Genomic DNA, 15,124 nt, shown 5'->3' with positions numbered 1-15,124 from the left:
AATCTCCATATGAGAAGAAGCGCATATCGGTATGGACGTGGTGGTAGCCGTCGAGGCGGCGCTCTGCGTTTACTGCCGATTGTTTTATTTGGTTTGTATCTAGCGTATTACTATTTTAGCAATCAAGAAGAAGTTGCTATGACGGGACGTTCGCAGCTTATAGATATTTCTCAACAACAAGAAATGGCATTAGGTTTGCAGAGCTATCAACAATTATTGTCGCAAGCGAATGTCTTACGATCCGGACAAGCTGTAGATCTTGTGCGTGAGATTGGTTACCGCCTTGCGAAAGTAATTGATGAGGATCCAGGATTTGAATGGGAATTTAATGTCATTGATGAAGGCCAAGCAAATGCATTCGCTTTACCTGGCGGTAAAGTTGCAGTCTACACAGGAATACTTCCGATTGTAGAAAACGTAAATGGGCTTAGTGCAGTAATGGGTCACGAGATCGCGCATGCTATTGCTAGGCATGGGGCTGAACGAATGGCGCATCAAAAGCTTGTTCAATATGGAAGTATGGCGGCGGGAATGGCTCTTGGCTCTATGGATGTGGGTACTCAGAGAATGGTTATGGGTGCCTTGGGGATGGGGGCTCAGTATGGAGTATTACTACCATTTTCTAGAAAGCATGAATCAGAAGCAGACTATATGGGGCTTATTTATTTGGCTAGAGCATGTTTTGATCCACGCGAGGCGCCTAAGATATGGGAAAGGATGGCTGAACATAGTAAAGGGCAGCCTTCGGAATTTATGTCGACTCACCCTAGTCATGAAACGCGCATTAGATTACTTAATGGATGGATGCCAGAGGCTCTAGAAGTTAGAGAAAAATATTGCGGTTCATAATTATTAGGAATTTCACATACAAATTAGTACATATGCATATGTGAGTTATACTTTTGGTTCGAAAACGGTTGTCGTATAATGCGAAAATCTTAGAGGAGCTTAGTCTGCAATACACTTAAATAAATCAGACTATTTATTCATAATCAATCTAATTAACTTTATTGGAGAAGTCGATGAAAATTAAGAGAATTTTCACTACAGTTGCATCTATCGCTATGCTGACGAGCACGCATACGATTTTTGCAGATAACCACGCTATGAAAGAAGCGGGTGAAATGGCGAAAAAAGCTGGAAGCGCTGCCGTATCCGCTGTTAAGAACGTAACTACTGATGCTTCATCTGCTCTACCCAATGCAAAAGCAGGCGAGTGTTATGCAAAAGTAATTATTCCTGCAGCATATAAAACTGAATCACAAACTGTAACCGTTAAAGAAGCATCATCTAAAATTGAAATTATTCCTGCAAAATATGAATGGGCAGAAGAAAAAGTTTTAGTGAAAGAAGCTTCAAAAAAGTTAATTCCAGTGCCGGCTACTTATGAGTCTGTAAGCGAAAAAGTATTGGTTACTCCATCTGAAAAAATATGGACACGTGGAGCGGGATCTAAAGCAAGTCGTGCAAATGCATCGTCATTGTCAGGTGCTGTTGCAAATGGCTTGAATCTTACGGATGCGAAAGTAGGAGGCTGTTATGCTGAATATAGCATTCCTTCGCAGTATAAAACAGAAACCCAGAAAGTATTAAAATCTGAAGCCTCCGCGAAAATTGAAATTATTCCTGCTAAATATGAGTGGTCTACAGAGAAGGTTTTAGTCAAAGAAGCTTCTGCAAAACTTATTGAAATTCCAGCAATGTATGAAACGGTTACAGAAAAAGTTTTAGTACAACCCGCCACTACAGAATGGAAGAAAGGGCGAGGCCCGGTTGAAAGATTAGACGGAAGTACTGGCGAAATTATGTGTTTAGTAGAGGTTCCTGCAGTTTACAACACAGTAAGTAAGCGCGTACTCAAAAGCCCATCTTCAACTAAAAAAGTAGAAATTCCCGCTGAGTATAAAGTAGAGAAGGTTCGTAAATTAGTCACACCTTCAAAAGAAAAGAAAATCGAAATTCCTGCTACTTATGAAACCGTAACTAAGCGTGTTAAGACTGCTGATGAAAAAGTTATGTGGGCCCTAAAGGGTAGTAGTGCTGGCGGTAATGGTAAGGCAACAGGCTCGAGTTTGTGCCTCAAAGAAATTGCAGCAGTATATAAAACAGTTAAACAGAAGAAAGTGAAAACAGCTGCCGCTACTAAAGTGGTAGAAGTGCCAGCTGAATATAAAGTCATTAAGAAGCGTAAATTAGCTTCTGCAGCCATTGAAAAGAAAATTGAAATTCCTGCCAAAACGCAAGTAGTTTCAAAGAAAGTTAAAGTAACTGAAGAATCCATGCAGTGGAGACCGGTATTGTGTGAAACCAATATGACAGGTACAACCATTACTGATATTCAACGTGCTTTAAAAAAGGCAGGTCATAATCCAGGCACGATTGATGGCGTGATTGGTAACCAAACTATGGTTGCAGTAGATGCTTTCCAAAGAGCTAATGGACTGCCGCGCGGTGGTTTGACAATGCAAACATTATCCAAGCTTGGCATAAAGCTTTAATTAAAAGCTGTATAATTAAAGCCCCTTAGTGCAGCACTAAGGGGCTTTTTTATGTCTACTAACATTTACTACTTTTACGATTATATGTTCAAAGCGATTCAATCAGAGTTTTTAGTGCCGTCAGATGGCAGCTTTTCTTTAGCTTCCGCTTCTACAAAATCTTCATCATCTTTTGATGATAATAAAGATTATAAAAAAAAATTAGGTAAAGTAGTTAATGATCTACAAGACCTGCAGAAAATACTATATGCCTTTGACAAGCATTCAGTATTGCTAATTTTCCAAGCAATGGATGCTGCAGGTAAGGATTCAACCATCCGTGCCGTAATGTCGGGAATCAATCCTGCAGGTTGCCAAGTATTCTCATTTAAAAAACCTTCTGCTTCGGAACTTGATCATGATTTTCTATGGCGAACGAATAAAAACTTACCTGAACGCGGTCGAATTGGGATATTTAATCGCAGCTACTATGAAGAAGTCTTGGTCGTACGAGTTCATCCTGAGATTCTTAACTTCCAAAATCTCCCGGATGAGATTGATCAAAAGAACATTTGGCAAGAGCGTTTTGAATCTATACAAGATATGGAAAAACATTTGGCTAGAAACGGTACGATTATTTTGAAATTTTGGCTTAATGTGTCAAAAGAAGAACAAAAGAACCGTTTTATAAGTAGAATTGATACACAAGAAAAACAGTGGAAGTGGTCATCGTCTGATTTAAGAGAACGTGGGCATTGGGATGAGTATATGCGCGCTTACGAAGATGCGTTAAATGCAACATCAAAGCCATGGGCACCTTGGTATGCCATTCCGGCTGATGATAAACCTTACATGCGATACACCGTTGCAAAAATAGTAAAGAAATCTTTAGAAAGCTTAGAGCTTAAATATCCTAATTTAGGAGATGAAGAGCGGGGAAAACTCAGTGATGCGCGCAAGCTTCTAGTAGATGAGGATTAACCAGGTGGCCAGCTAAAAGGTCTTCCCGCCAGTAAATGGATGTGTAGATGAAATACGGTTTGTCCTGCATCTTCTCCGTTGTTAATTATTAAGCGAAAAGCATCTTTAACTCCTAGTTCTTCTGCTATTTCACCTGCTTTTAATAATAAATGGCCTAGTAGTTTTTGATCGCTTATTTCTGCATCAGCAATTTTTTCAATAGATATTTTAGGGATGATGAGTAAATGAATAGGCGCTTGCGGGTTTACATCTTTAAACGCTAAACACTGTTCGTCTTCATAAACAATTTCAGCAGGAATTTCTTTGCTGATTATCTTATTAAAAATTGTTTCACTCATAATGATTAACGATTAATTTAATCCATTATTTTTAGAAATTTATTTTGCAACCATTCTAGGCGTGTGATTTGACGGGTATCGCTGTTTTCACTGTAAGTGATCTGCCCATCTTTTACTGTAATATTTTGCTGGGTTAGCCCTACGCTACATAGCCAGTTTTTTCGATCTCGTATTGTGCAACTTTCATAAATACTTGAATCATGCTGATTTTCCAACTTAGATATAATCTGCTTAGTATCCTGATTGATAACGAATATTTCTATAGGGTTATCTTGCCAATTTCCTTTGCAATAGGTATTTTCCAAAATCATATTGTCACAAGTTTGAGTATATACATGTAGTTTCTTATCGTAAGGATTGATATCTAAAATCCAAACTATGCAGGCAGCGCCTGTAAGAATTAGAATCGCAAGAATTAAATCACTGAAGCTCATGGAATAACGGTCTCTCCATTACTTGAGGCAAGTATAACTAGAGCGTGGGACAGTTTAAAGAGTGGTATTAGCCTAGTCTTCTTACAAACATGACTCTGGACTGAGTCTAAAACGATAGCTAGAAAAAACCGCCCATATCAAAGCGAGCGGAAAAACCAATGGCATCTGAATCTACATCACCAACAGCTGGAACATAATGTATTTTTAGTGAAGAGCGCCCATTTTTTAATAAAATATAAGGTACAGCGGCTAACCGCGGTGAAAAACCGCCATCATATCCTGTAACTACGCCACCTAAAATGCCGAGACCAAACCAATCTGTACCGATTGTTCGTTCGTGGCCCACACCCCAATAGGTACTGAATTTATCAATACTATTTTCAAAGAATCCCGCAGCGTAGTAGTAACCGTCCATATGGTATTCAAAACCTGCACCAGGGTTAAATTCATTGAAATCATCGTCTTTATCTTCGCTTGGATGATATGAAGCAATATTTACTTGTAGAAATAATCGTCCATCTTCGAGAATTGATTCGCTGTTTTCTGAATAAAATTTACCTTGCTTACTTTTGCCGTAATCATCCGGCACGGAGTAGACTTCTTCGGATTTAGCAATTTTTATTTCATTAGTTGCGTCATCTGCAATCACGTTACTTGCTAAACCTAAGTTAAGAAGTGCTGTGAGAATTGAGAATTTAATTAAAGAAGAGTATTTCATTTCCATATGATCCTAACTAGGGTTAATCGCATAAGAGTAGGTAAAACTATAATTTTTAGAGAATTTTCTGTGTTGTATTGGGACATAAATCCCATTCATAGTGGTGTTCTTACCGATAAAGGATGCGGATTTTGGGGACGAAATGGATGAAAGAGCAGGAATTATATGACTAATTCATACTCAAGGCAGGCAGATAATCTGAATTGAAAGGTTAAGTAATCTAATAAATAAGCTTGCTTGGGTAAGCTAGGCTAACTCAGTTGTACCCTCTACATAGATAAAAAATGTTCCCGCAATGATGGAAATTAGCGCATAAATCAACTGACCAAACAGCAAATAAAACAAACCTATAATTAGCAGCGAAGCGCCTAGAAAATATAGAGAAACCCCAGGCACAAGGTCCGTGGTGCGTTTATTTAATGCAGAAATTAGTAATTTGACTCCTGTCATGAGTAGACTTAAAAAGAACACAACCCAAAGTAAATGAAACACAACTGAATTTGACATGAAAGAGAAGTCAGTTCCGGCCAGAGTTTGATAAATCCCAGGTATAATTTTGCTTAACCAAAATATGCCTACTGCTGCAATACCTGTACAAATGATGCCGAGAATAAATATTAGCCCACTAAACCACGTTGTAGCTTTAGGGTTTGAGTCAGGGTTAGTATTTTGCATTTACCTCTACCTCTATCAAATAGCGATTAGCTTGCCCATTATTCTATCATCAGCGGAGCTTTATTGGCTTTAGCTCTAATCCAATTTAATGACTTCAATATGCGTGGGAGAGATACGATTTTTCGCTCAAGTCGATATTTGCCAGGGAAATTCATCAAAAATAAACCCATGAGAATTGTGAGTATTCCTTGACCAGGTAGGATCAGCATTAAGACTCCTAGTACAACAAATATAAATCCGGCTATATTTTTCAGACCAGTAAATAACTGTGCAATGAGTGGATGGCCACTATTTTTGCTAACCCGCACACGATATCGCTCGTGGAAATAATCTTCGGGAATTTTAATAACGATCCAAGGAATTATCGCTATACTAACTATAAACAAGGCAAGAGAAATCCAAGCTAGGATAAAAAATTCATTCTTATAATTATGTAGTAACTCGATTATCATGAGAGCGGCTGATTTTACCTGCTCTCAATTTAGATGGAAGACTAAAAGCGAAACAATCTGTTACCAAACACGTAGCTTTCTAATGTAGAGATTAATTGCAGCCAAAGCTTCATTTGAAGACATAGATTTGAACATAGTGGAATCAGAGTTTATTAATGAATCCACAATTTTCTCTGATGCGTAGCTTACTAAGTACTGCTTTAGTTCATAAAGTGTAGGAGATTTGCCATTTTCACTTTGATAAAGAGAAACCAGTATGGGTTCTAATTCTTGAATGAGATGCTTAGAATCTGAAACTGCTAATGCAGAAGACATAATAATTCCTGAAATTTTTAACAGATATAAGTTTAGAAAAACATCTTATGCAATATAAAGAATACGTTATATGCCACTGATACCATCTTTTATTACCTATTGGCGTAAGATTTTCGGTGTCTATCTATGTAAAAGTATGCTTTGCCTAGAATGTTTGGCTTTGGTTGTCCCTTTGTATTCTTGCGGTGCGCTTAGTTGGCATTCAATTGAGCAAACACCTGCAACCCCAATTGCCTATGTGCGTGATGGAGTCTTTGTGAGTGGCGATTATGTGCGCAGTGCATTAATTGCTGAGATTGATGGTAAAAAAGTGGTAAAACCTAGCAACAATCTAGTCGAAGTGGCTGTTGGTAAGCATCAAATTAAAGTTTTTTGTGATGAAGCTCAAGGAGAATTCAACTCTGAAGAGTTTAGCGGGAAAGCTAAAACACTAGAATTTGAAGCACAAATACAACGAACCTATCTTGTTCGTTGTGTTCCATTTTCACATTGGTGGATAGAAGATCTAGAGAGTAAAGCGGTAATAGCGGGTCAAAAATTCTAAAATAGGGTGATTGACTTAATGTACAGTGTTCATTGCAAGTGAAGGCTGGTTTACTAATGTAATCCTTTCTATTAACGATTCCAGTGAGGTTTCGGCTATTTCTTGTGTAAATGCAGTGCGAAAAGTCTTAAGTATACTCATTCCTTCTATGCGCACGTCGACCACTTTAGTGGAGCTATCAGTCACTCTAAATACATAATCAACTTGAAATGGCTTAGATCCGATACGAGTATCGAGTTCAGTGCTAACAGTTTGATAAAGTTTTTCTTCTGTTATTTTAAGTGGGATTACCGTTACCGTTGCATTCGAATATGCAGCTAAGTGTTTGCCGTAGTTGCGAATTAGCATTTGTTTAAATTCACTCACAAATGCACTACGTTGATCTTCGCTAGCGGTTTTCCAATGCTTGGCTAGTATATATTTTCCCATTCTTTCAACATCACAAATAGGAAGGATAATTTCATCAACCAATTCGTTTATTCTATTTGGATTATTCTTTATTCCACTCACATCATTTTTTAGAGCAGTTAAAACCTCTGTAGAAGTATGCTCAATAATCTCATGTGGAGTTTCTTCTTCTGCATTAACTACCCAAGGTGCAAGACATAGTATTGAAAGCATTAACTTAGAAACAAATACGGTTTTATTGATCATCTTTGACCGCCATGGAAAAGTAGACTGATATTTTTACTTGTTACTTGCTTATGCGGAGCAAGGAAGAGGATAGAAGGTAGGATCTAAAGGTTAAGTAGTTGAGTTTAACCACATTAGATTCAGGTATTAGTGATTTAGTGAGAACTAGCTCACGACGTTTTTCTAATGAAGTTACAGATCAACGTTATCTACAATCAATTCAAGCTCTTTGAGGTTAATTTCCGTTTTGCCCATCACGATTAATAGTTGCACAAATAGCTGAGCACCAAAGTTACCGCGATTGATTTTTACTCGTAAATTTTCTGGAGATTGGGAAGTACCCAGATTTTTAAGCTTAGCGCTCAAATCAGCGTAGGTAATGCCTGTCGCTGCCATATGGGCTTTTATAAGTCTTGAAACCCCGGTAGCCCATTTTGGGTCATGAACATAATGGGGTGGGCTCTTTTGTGCTGTTTGCATATGTAATGTATAAGTTACTGACGTAAATATATATTACCATTAGTAAATTAAAACTTCTAGATACCTTGACTAAAATGTAAAAATATGTAAATATATCGTTACATACAAAACGATATCATTACATTTGGTCTTTTACTAGGAGGGACACATGTTAGAAATCTTACCCATTGCTTTTTTAGTGTTGGCGGTTCTTACCGTCGTTATGGCGGTAAAGCGCGTACCACAGGGTTTTGAATGGACAGTTGAGCGGTTTGGCAAATTTCGCAGAACCTTGCAACCTGGATTATCTTTCATCATTCCATACGTAGATATCATTAGTAATAAGATGAATATGAAGGAGCGGGTGCTTGATGTGCCATCGCAAGAAGTGATCACGCGTGATAATGCCGTGGTGAGAGTGGATGGCGTTGTATTTTACCAAGTGCTTGACCCAGTAAAGGCATCATACAATGTAAATAATTTACAACGAGCGACGTTAAATCTAACCATGACGAACATTCGTACTGTATTAGGTTCGATGGATTTAGATCAGTCTTTATCAAATCGTGATCAAATCAATGCTCAGCTATTACACGTAGTAGATGAAGCGACTTCACCATGGGGCGTTAAAGTTACTCGTATCGAAATTAAAGATATTGCGCCTCCACAAGACTTGGTGGATTCCATGGCACGACAAATGAAAGCAGAGCGTGACAAGCGTGCAGAAATCTTGACCTCCGAAGGTTATAAGCAATCTGAAATTCTAAAAGCTGAGGGCGAAAAACAAGCAGCAATACTGGATGCGGATGGCCGACTTGAAGCTGCAAAACGTGATGCGGCAGCACGAGAGGCCTTAGCCAAAGCTGAAGCGAATGCAACTTCGATGGTTTCTCAAGCTATAGCGAGTGGCGATATTCAAGCGGTGAATTACTTTGTGGCAACCAAGTACATAGAGGCGCTAAGTACAATTGGTTCAGCGGATAATCAGAAGATCATCATGTTGCCATTAGAGGCTTCAAGTTTGATGGGATCCATAGCTGGAATATCGGAAATTGCAAAATCTGCTTTGTCCGATAAAGCCTAGATGTTTATAAAGTATTTTATTAAGGAACTGATGTTATGAGTGAATTCATTACAAATTTGCAATACTGGCACTGGTGGGTGATTGCTATTGTTTGTTTATCAATAGAAATATTTGCGCCAGGTGCAGTCTTTATTTGGTTTAGTGCATCTGCAGCTGTATTAGGGCTTCTTGTATGGATGCTGCCTGACCTGAGCTGGCAATGGCAAATTACTTTGTTTGGAATCTTGTCTGTACTTTCTATACTTGGCTGGCGCCTATATAGGAAAAAGGTTCCTGAGGTGGACGCACACCCTACATTAAATAAGCGTGGCGAAGAGCTGATAGGCCGTGTTTTTACATTAAAGACACCTATTAATGATAACTACGGGAAAATAAATGTTGATGACACCATGTGGAAAGTGTACGGCAATGATTGTGAGGTGGGACAAAAAGTAAAAGTGACCTCGCTTAATGGTACGGTATTAAATGTAGAGCATGTCTAATAATTCTGTAAGTGCATCAAACTGTGATGCACTTACAAATTCTTTTCTAGAATGAAAATTCAAAGTAGATTTGAGTATTATTTAACTTAAAAATTATACTTCCTTCTTTCAGTCGGTTATCTTAATTGCTGGCTATATTCTAATAATATTGTGTAATTTGAATATTTCGAGAATTCATAATGTATTGATTTTAAGTTGATTATTTTTCTTCCCAATTCTTAATAACCGTTCATAGGTTAAAACCATCCATTTATCTTACTTGCTGTTTTATTGCTTTTATTTAGCTTCAGTATTCGTACCTGGAGTTTGGAACAATGAAACGGCATCTTGCCGAGCATGATATTCGCTAGGATGGTGAAAATCAGTTCATCAGGTTGGACCGTAACGATTAAATAATAGTTATTTTAACCAGTGGTGGTTAAAAGAGCTTTTGTTAATAGTTACCTACCGCATTTCGTTTCGTTTTTTCTCATTCCACACAGTCCGGGAAGTGGCTGTCGATAAGCTTTCGTTTACTTAATTGCTTAAGCGAGCGAATTTTAAGTTAATCGATATGAATGTTTTAAATACGAGAGGTGCGAAAATGCATTTAAGTAGACAAAAAATTATTAACGTATGTGGTGCGTTTATCTTTACATTAGGAATTGTAAGTACTTCAGTTTCTCTTGCAGGACCACGCGAACAAGCTAAACGAATGCATGACCGCTTAGCCGGTGTGCCGCCAACAGAAGCAGTGCTTACACAGATGACGAATCTGATTACAGCACAGCCGCTTCTAGCTGCAGATATTGCAATGGCTAACCCGTCTTTTATAAACACTACAATTAAAGATTGGGCGACACCTTGGACTAATCGAGATCAATCAGTTTATCGAGATCTCAATGATTCTACGGCGACAGTAATGGGTTTTGTTCGTGATAACGTTCCCTTTGATCAAATTCTATATGCAGATAGGGTTTATCACGCTCCAGCAGGAGCAGCTGATGCTGATTATTCAATCAATGATAATGATCACTATGTAGATCTTCAAAACGATCGTGTTAATTTTAGTGACCCCTCTGTTTTAATTTTTTCAACTCAGTCTTCACTTAATAGTGAACTCGGTGCTGCTCAAACTGCAGGCATCATGACTACACGTGGTTATGCTGAGGCTTTTATAGTAGCGGGCACAAACCGCGCAGCAGTACGTTTTGCGACGTTAAATTTCATGTGTATGGATATGGAAGCTTTTCGTGATAAAGCAGCTTATCCAAACCGTGTGCGTCAAGACGTAGATCGTTCACCAGGTGGCGACAGCAAAATATTTATGAATGATTGTCTTACCTGTCACGCAGGTTTAGATGGTCTTGCGGGTGCATTCGCCTACTACGACTATGTTGAAGTTGAAGATGAAGGTGAGCGACTTATTTATACAGCAGGCGAAGTACAGCCAAAATATGTACGCGATGCAGGTGTGTTCCCAACGGGATTTAATACTCAAAATGATTCATGGGCTAACTACTGGCGTTCTGGCAAGAACAGCTGGGTAGGTTGGAATGCTGCTAATGGCGGACTAGGTAATGGCGCTAAAGAATTAGGTATGGAGCTTTCACAGTCGCGACAGTTTTCCGAATGCCAAGTTAAGAAAGTATTTGAAAAAGTGTGTCATCGCAGTCCTAACGGAGATGCAGATAACACAGCAGTGGAAAACATTGCAACTATTTTTGAAGCGAATAACCGCAGTATGAAGCGAGTCTTTGCAGAGACGGCTATTTATTGCATGGGCCAATAACGATGTTGCCCAACGAATTAGGTATGGCAATTAGGAGAAATGTTATGAGTCAGAATAATTATTTATTTGAGCGTAGCAGCACAAGTGTACAAACATCACGTAGTTATGTGCTACAGATGATTTGCATGATTGCGCTAGCGTTTGTATTAACTGCTTGCGGTGGCGGTGGAGGCGGTGGATCTGATGATCCTGCGTCAACTGCATCAAACGGTAGCGGTAGCGGTAGCGGTAGCGGTAACGGCGACATGGGTGATGATGAGCCTATTGATAATGGTGACGGTGGCAATAATGACGCTGGTAATGATGTAGATAACTTAGCTTTATTTACGACTCACTTATTTCCAGTGATTAGAAGCCCTATAAATTCATGCATGTTTTGTCATTCAAATAATGCAAATGAAAACGCACCCATACAATTTGCTGTCGATAACGCTGCAGGTTCCTATGCATTGGCAAGTGGTCAAGGTCTGTACAATACTAGTACGCCAAATCTATCTAGTTTTTATGTAAGGCCTAATAACGATCATAACTGTGCTCCAAATTGTGAAAGAATTGCTGGAGAGTATTTAGCAGCTATAACCGCTATGAAAGCAGAAATTGATGCAGCGGGTGGAAATAACAACAATGGCAACATTGTTGCTAGTGCAACTACAAATTTCTCACAAGTTGTAGAAGGCAGTATTCCACGTGCAGATGCAAACATGATTACCCTATTTGCATTTGCTGAAGGTACTGGTAATACCACAGTCGGAACCAGTAACGTAGGCGCTGACTTGACTTTAGCTCTTGAGGGAACTGAATGGGACCCACAAGGCGGTTTAACCAACGTATCAGGAAAAGCTCAAGCTTCTTTAGCAGATAGTCAAAAGCTATTTAATTTATTATCTGGCGGAAACCAGTTTAGTGTTGAAGCATGGGTTATCCCAGAAAATATAACTCAAACTGGACCTGCACGGATCGTTTCATATTCTATTAGTACTGGTCGACGTAATTTCACTTTAGGTCAACAAGTAGAACAATATGATTCACGTGTTCAAACCATAAACTCAGGTGCGAATGGGAGTAATCCTGCGCTTCGTACTGAAGACATGGTAATTACTGAGCTAACACATGTAGTAATGACGTATGACAATATGGCTGGAGGTCGTAAGTTGTATGTTAATGGTCAATTAGCTGTCGAAGAAGCCATAGCGGGTGATATGTTGAACTGGCAGGACGATAACTTGTTTGTGTTAGGTAATGAGGTTACAAACGATCGTTTGTGGCGCGGAACCTTTAAAATGGTAGCGATTCACAATGCGGCTTTAAATGGTGCACAAGTAGCACAAAACTTTGAAGCAGGTGCAGGTGCGATTACATCTCTACGTTTTGATGTAGCGTCTGTATTAGGAGCTCCTGGATACGTTGAAATGCAAGCGTACGAAATGGATCCTTTTTCATATGTATTTGCACGTCCTAAGTTGGTGACGGATGTAGCAGGTGTTCAAGTGAAGAACATGCGCATTGCAGTGAACAACGATGTTCCTTTAGCGATGCAAACATTCCGCAGAGTCAACATGATGGTGAATCAATCTGGTCAAGAGATTTCGCCTCTTGGTGCATTAATTCCATCTGTAAATGGTGCAGCATTAGATCAATTGAGCCTTCAATTTGAAGTGCTTGGTGCTCAAACGGGTACTACAGAATCTATTGCAGGACCATCAGAACCTGTGCCGCCAGCTGATGTGCCGGAGCCGGATGTAGGTGTGCGTACTTTCTCACAAGTGCACGACACTATGGCTGCTCTCACAGGAATCAGTCAGCGTGATCGTGACGTACGAGATCGTTATGACGCATTACGAGATCAGTTGCCTCCAACTGCTGATGCACTTGGCTTTGGTGGTGCACAACAAATAGCGATTCAACGTTTAGCAACAACTTATTGTGGTGAGATCACCAATAACAATGGTCGTTGCAGAGACTTCTTTAATGATAATAACTGTGCAATAGCAGCTGGTGAAAAAGATGCAATTGCTGGAGCAGTTATAGATAAAACTGCTGGAGTGAACTTGCTAAATCAACCTGATCGCACTGCATCTATAGCAGCGCTAGTAGGCATCATGGATGCTGAAAACTGTGCAAATGGATGTAATGGCAATGCAGGTCGTCAAGTTCTACAAGCAGTATGTGCAGCAGGCTTAGCAAGCAGCACAGTAACAATTAACTAATAGGCTAGTGAGGTATATGACAATGACGAAATACAGAGAGCAAAGTCGACGCGCAGAAGAGGCTCATCGCCACTTTGAGCAGCGCATCGAGGAATCGTGCCGAAGTACCGGTCATGGTAGACCTGTCACCCGCAGAGAGTTTCTTGGAAGAGGGCTCATTGCAGGCACTAGCACAGTTTTACTACCAAGTTTAGGTGCAATGGTTAACAGAGCACATGCATGCGAAATTAGTGCAGACGACGGATTGCTAGGTGCAGGAAAAATTCCTTTCCTAGCGATTGATATGGGCGGCGGTGCAAACATTGCAGGTTCTAACATCATGGTCGGCGGCGCAGGTGGTCAAACTGCCTTCTTACCAGATGATGCATACGAATCATTAGGGCTGCCTGCAGCAATTAGTCCAAATGCAGTCGGTGTAAACACTGATTTTGGTTTGGCGATGCACCCAAATAGTGCGATGTTAAGAGGCATGCTGGATAAAACCAGTGCGGGCACAAGAGGTAATGTGAACGGATCCATTATCGCAGCCAGATCTGAAAACGATACAGGCAACAATCCTCATAACCCTATGTACGGAATTGCTCGTACAGGGGCTCGAGGTGAATTTGTTGTATCAACAGGTACGCGAAACTCAGAGTCAGGCGGTCGCTCAAGAGCACCTGATTACATGGTTTCTGCAGAGTTTGGTCCGACACGTGTTAGCAACCGTAACGAAGCAGTTGGTCTAAGTGGTGGTGAAGCAGATGGTTTCCCAAGCGATAGTGTTGCCGTAGCAACTCAAATTCTTACGCAGCTTAAACTTGGTTTAATTACTGAAGCAGCGGCTACTGAAGAGTTAATACAATGTGGCTACGATCAAAGTCTTGCAACCTTCCAATCACCTATCTTGCCAACGGATTTAGATCCTGAAGCGGATGCTGATTTACTAAGCATCTTTCCTAATGGTGAGATTAGTAATGATGGTGACTTCCGCAAAGCTGCAGCAACCATGAAAGTGGTTGTGAATGGCTATGGCGGTATAGGCACCATGGAGTTTGGTGGTCGAGATTATCACCAGAATCCACGTCCTGATACGGATGACAAAGACTTTAAGATTGGTCAAATCATTGGTGCATCATTAGAGTATGCAAGATTACAAAACCAACCTTTGATGATCTATCTTTTCAGTGATGGCGCTGTAGTTGCAGATACGAACAATCCTGAAAATGCAGGTGCAAATGGCGGTAATGTAACTAAATTCCGCTGGCGTTCAGACAATTCACAAAGAGCATCAAGTGCTATGTTTGTGTACAGTCCACTGGTAGCTACAGCTAATCTGATGCGCAACGGTGCAGCATCTAATCAGCTTGGTGCATTTACGGCAGGTGGTACCATCGATACTAACTCTAGCCCTTATGCAAACAGTGTAGTTTCTCTTGCTGAAGTAGTGGTCTTAAACTACTTGGCACTACATGGAGATGCAGGTGCATTTGGAGCAGCATTAGGTACGCCTACCTTAGGCGCTAACCCTGGTGTGGAGCATATTGCTTTCAACCAAATCACTGTATAATCAGT

General features: G+C 40.0%; 17 protein-coding genes. 9 read left to right on the top strand and 8 right to left on the bottom strand.

The window, feature by feature from the left end:
• Window positions 1–9: 9 nt before the first annotated feature.
• From GKR92_03805 to GKR92_03795, 3 genes are all read left to right on the top strand, one after another.
• On the top strand, window positions 10–849 hold the full coding sequence (locus GKR92_03805) for a M48 family metalloprotease (protein QMU60863.1): 840 nt from the start codon (window positions 10–12) through the stop codon (window positions 847–849).
• Between the two features lie 173 nt (window positions 850–1,022).
• Window positions 1,023–2,498 carry a peptidoglycan-binding protein gene (locus GKR92_03800; protein QMU60862.1) on the top strand — a complete coding sequence of 492 codons (1,476 nt, stop codon included), beginning with the start codon at window positions 1,023–1,025 and terminating at the stop codon, window positions 2,496–2,498.
• Window positions 2,499–2,582: 84 nt separating this feature from the next.
• Window positions 2,583–3,458 carry a polyphosphate kinase 2 family protein gene (locus GKR92_03795; GenBank protein ID QMU62704.1) on the top strand — a complete coding sequence of 292 codons (876 nt, stop codon included), beginning with the start codon at window positions 2,583–2,585 and terminating at the stop codon, window positions 3,456–3,458.
• On the opposite strand, the gene GKR92_03790 is transcribed toward GKR92_03795, so the two are convergent.
• The 6 genes from GKR92_03790 to GKR92_03765 form a co-directional block, all read right to left on the bottom strand.
• The gene (locus tag GKR92_03790) at window positions 3,455–3,796 is read right to left on the bottom strand and encodes an HIT domain-containing protein (GenBank protein QMU60861.1); all 342 of its coding nucleotides are present in this window, start codon (window positions 3,794–3,796) and stop codon (window positions 3,455–3,457) included. The two genes, GKR92_03795 and GKR92_03790, sit on opposite strands and share 4 nt — an antisense overlap.
• 17 nt (window positions 3,797–3,813) lie before the next feature.
• Window positions 3,814–4,230: a hypothetical protein gene (locus GKR92_03785; protein QMU60860.1), complete on the bottom strand. Its 417-nt coding sequence runs from the start codon at window positions 4,228–4,230 to the stop codon at window positions 3,814–3,816.
• Window positions 4,231–4,348: 118 nt separating this feature from the next.
• The gene (locus GKR92_03780; protein ID QMU60859.1) at window positions 4,349–4,948 is read right to left on the bottom strand and encodes a hypothetical protein; all 600 of its coding nucleotides are present in this window, start codon (window positions 4,946–4,948) and stop codon (window positions 4,349–4,351) included.
• A 246-nt stretch (window positions 4,949–5,194) separates the two neighbouring features.
• Window positions 5,195–5,623, bottom strand: coding sequence for a hypothetical protein (locus tag GKR92_03775; GenBank protein ID QMU60858.1), 429 nt, complete (start codon window positions 5,621–5,623; stop codon window positions 5,195–5,197).
• Between the two features lie 38 nt (window positions 5,624–5,661).
• Complete coding sequence (locus GKR92_03770) at window positions 5,662–6,075, bottom strand: hypothetical protein (GenBank protein QMU60857.1); 414 nt, start codon at window positions 6,073–6,075, stop codon at window positions 5,662–5,664.
• A gap of 60 nt (window positions 6,076–6,135) precedes the next feature.
• Complete coding sequence (locus tag GKR92_03765) at window positions 6,136–6,390, bottom strand: hypothetical protein (GenBank protein ID QMU60856.1); 255 nt, start codon at window positions 6,388–6,390, stop codon at window positions 6,136–6,138.
• Between the two features lie 70 nt (window positions 6,391–6,460).
• On the opposite strand from GKR92_03765, the gene GKR92_03760 reads away from it, so the two are divergent.
• Window positions 6,461–6,934, top strand: a complete 474-nt coding sequence (locus GKR92_03760) for a hypothetical protein (GenBank protein QMU60855.1) — start codon at window positions 6,461–6,463, stop codon at window positions 6,932–6,934.
• Between the two features lie 15 nt (window positions 6,935–6,949).
• Here GKR92_03760 and GKR92_03755 read toward each other — a convergent pair whose 3' ends face one another.
• Entirely contained in the window at window positions 6,950–7,588 is a 639-nt protein-coding gene (locus GKR92_03755) for a hypothetical protein (GenBank protein ID QMU60854.1), read from the bottom strand.
• Window positions 7,589–7,759: 171 nt separating this feature from the next.
• Window positions 7,760–8,047 carry a hypothetical protein gene (locus tag GKR92_03750; GenBank protein ID QMU60853.1) on the bottom strand — a complete coding sequence of 96 codons (288 nt, stop codon included), beginning with the start codon at window positions 8,045–8,047 and terminating at the stop codon, window positions 7,760–7,762.
• Window positions 8,048–8,195: 148 nt separating this feature from the next.
• Here GKR92_03750 and GKR92_03745 point away from each other — a divergent pair, with 148 nt between their 5' ends.
• From GKR92_03745 to GKR92_03725, 5 genes are all read left to right on the top strand, one after another.
• Entirely contained in the window at window positions 8,196–9,110 is a 915-nt protein-coding gene (locus GKR92_03745) for an SPFH/Band 7/PHB domain protein (protein QMU60852.1), read from the top strand.
• 35 nt (window positions 9,111–9,145) lie between these two features.
• Complete coding sequence (locus GKR92_03740; protein ID QMU60851.1) at window positions 9,146–9,592, top strand: NfeD family protein; 447 nt, start codon at window positions 9,146–9,148, stop codon at window positions 9,590–9,592.
• 583 nt (window positions 9,593–10,175) lie between these two features.
• Window positions 10,176–11,363 (top strand): hypothetical protein, encoded by a 1,188-nt coding sequence (locus GKR92_03735; GenBank protein QMU60850.1) that lies wholly within the window; start codon window positions 10,176–10,178, stop codon window positions 11,361–11,363.
• A gap of 2 nt (window positions 11,364–11,365) precedes the next feature.
• Entirely contained in the window at window positions 11,366–13,570 is a 2,205-nt protein-coding gene (locus GKR92_03730) for a hypothetical protein (GenBank protein QMU60849.1), read from the top strand.
• 22 nt (window positions 13,571–13,592) lie between these two features.
• Entirely contained in the window at window positions 13,593–15,119 is a 1,527-nt protein-coding gene (locus GKR92_03725) for a general secretion pathway protein GspF (protein QMU60848.1), read from the top strand.
• The last annotated feature ends 5 nt before the right edge of the window (window positions 15,120–15,124 follow it).

It is taken from the genome of Gammaproteobacteria bacterium (assembly GCA_014075255.1).
GTDB lineage: Bacteria > Pseudomonadota > Gammaproteobacteria > UBA4575 > UBA4575 > JABDMD01.
This window is presented reverse-complemented; position numbering and strand designations above follow the sequence as displayed.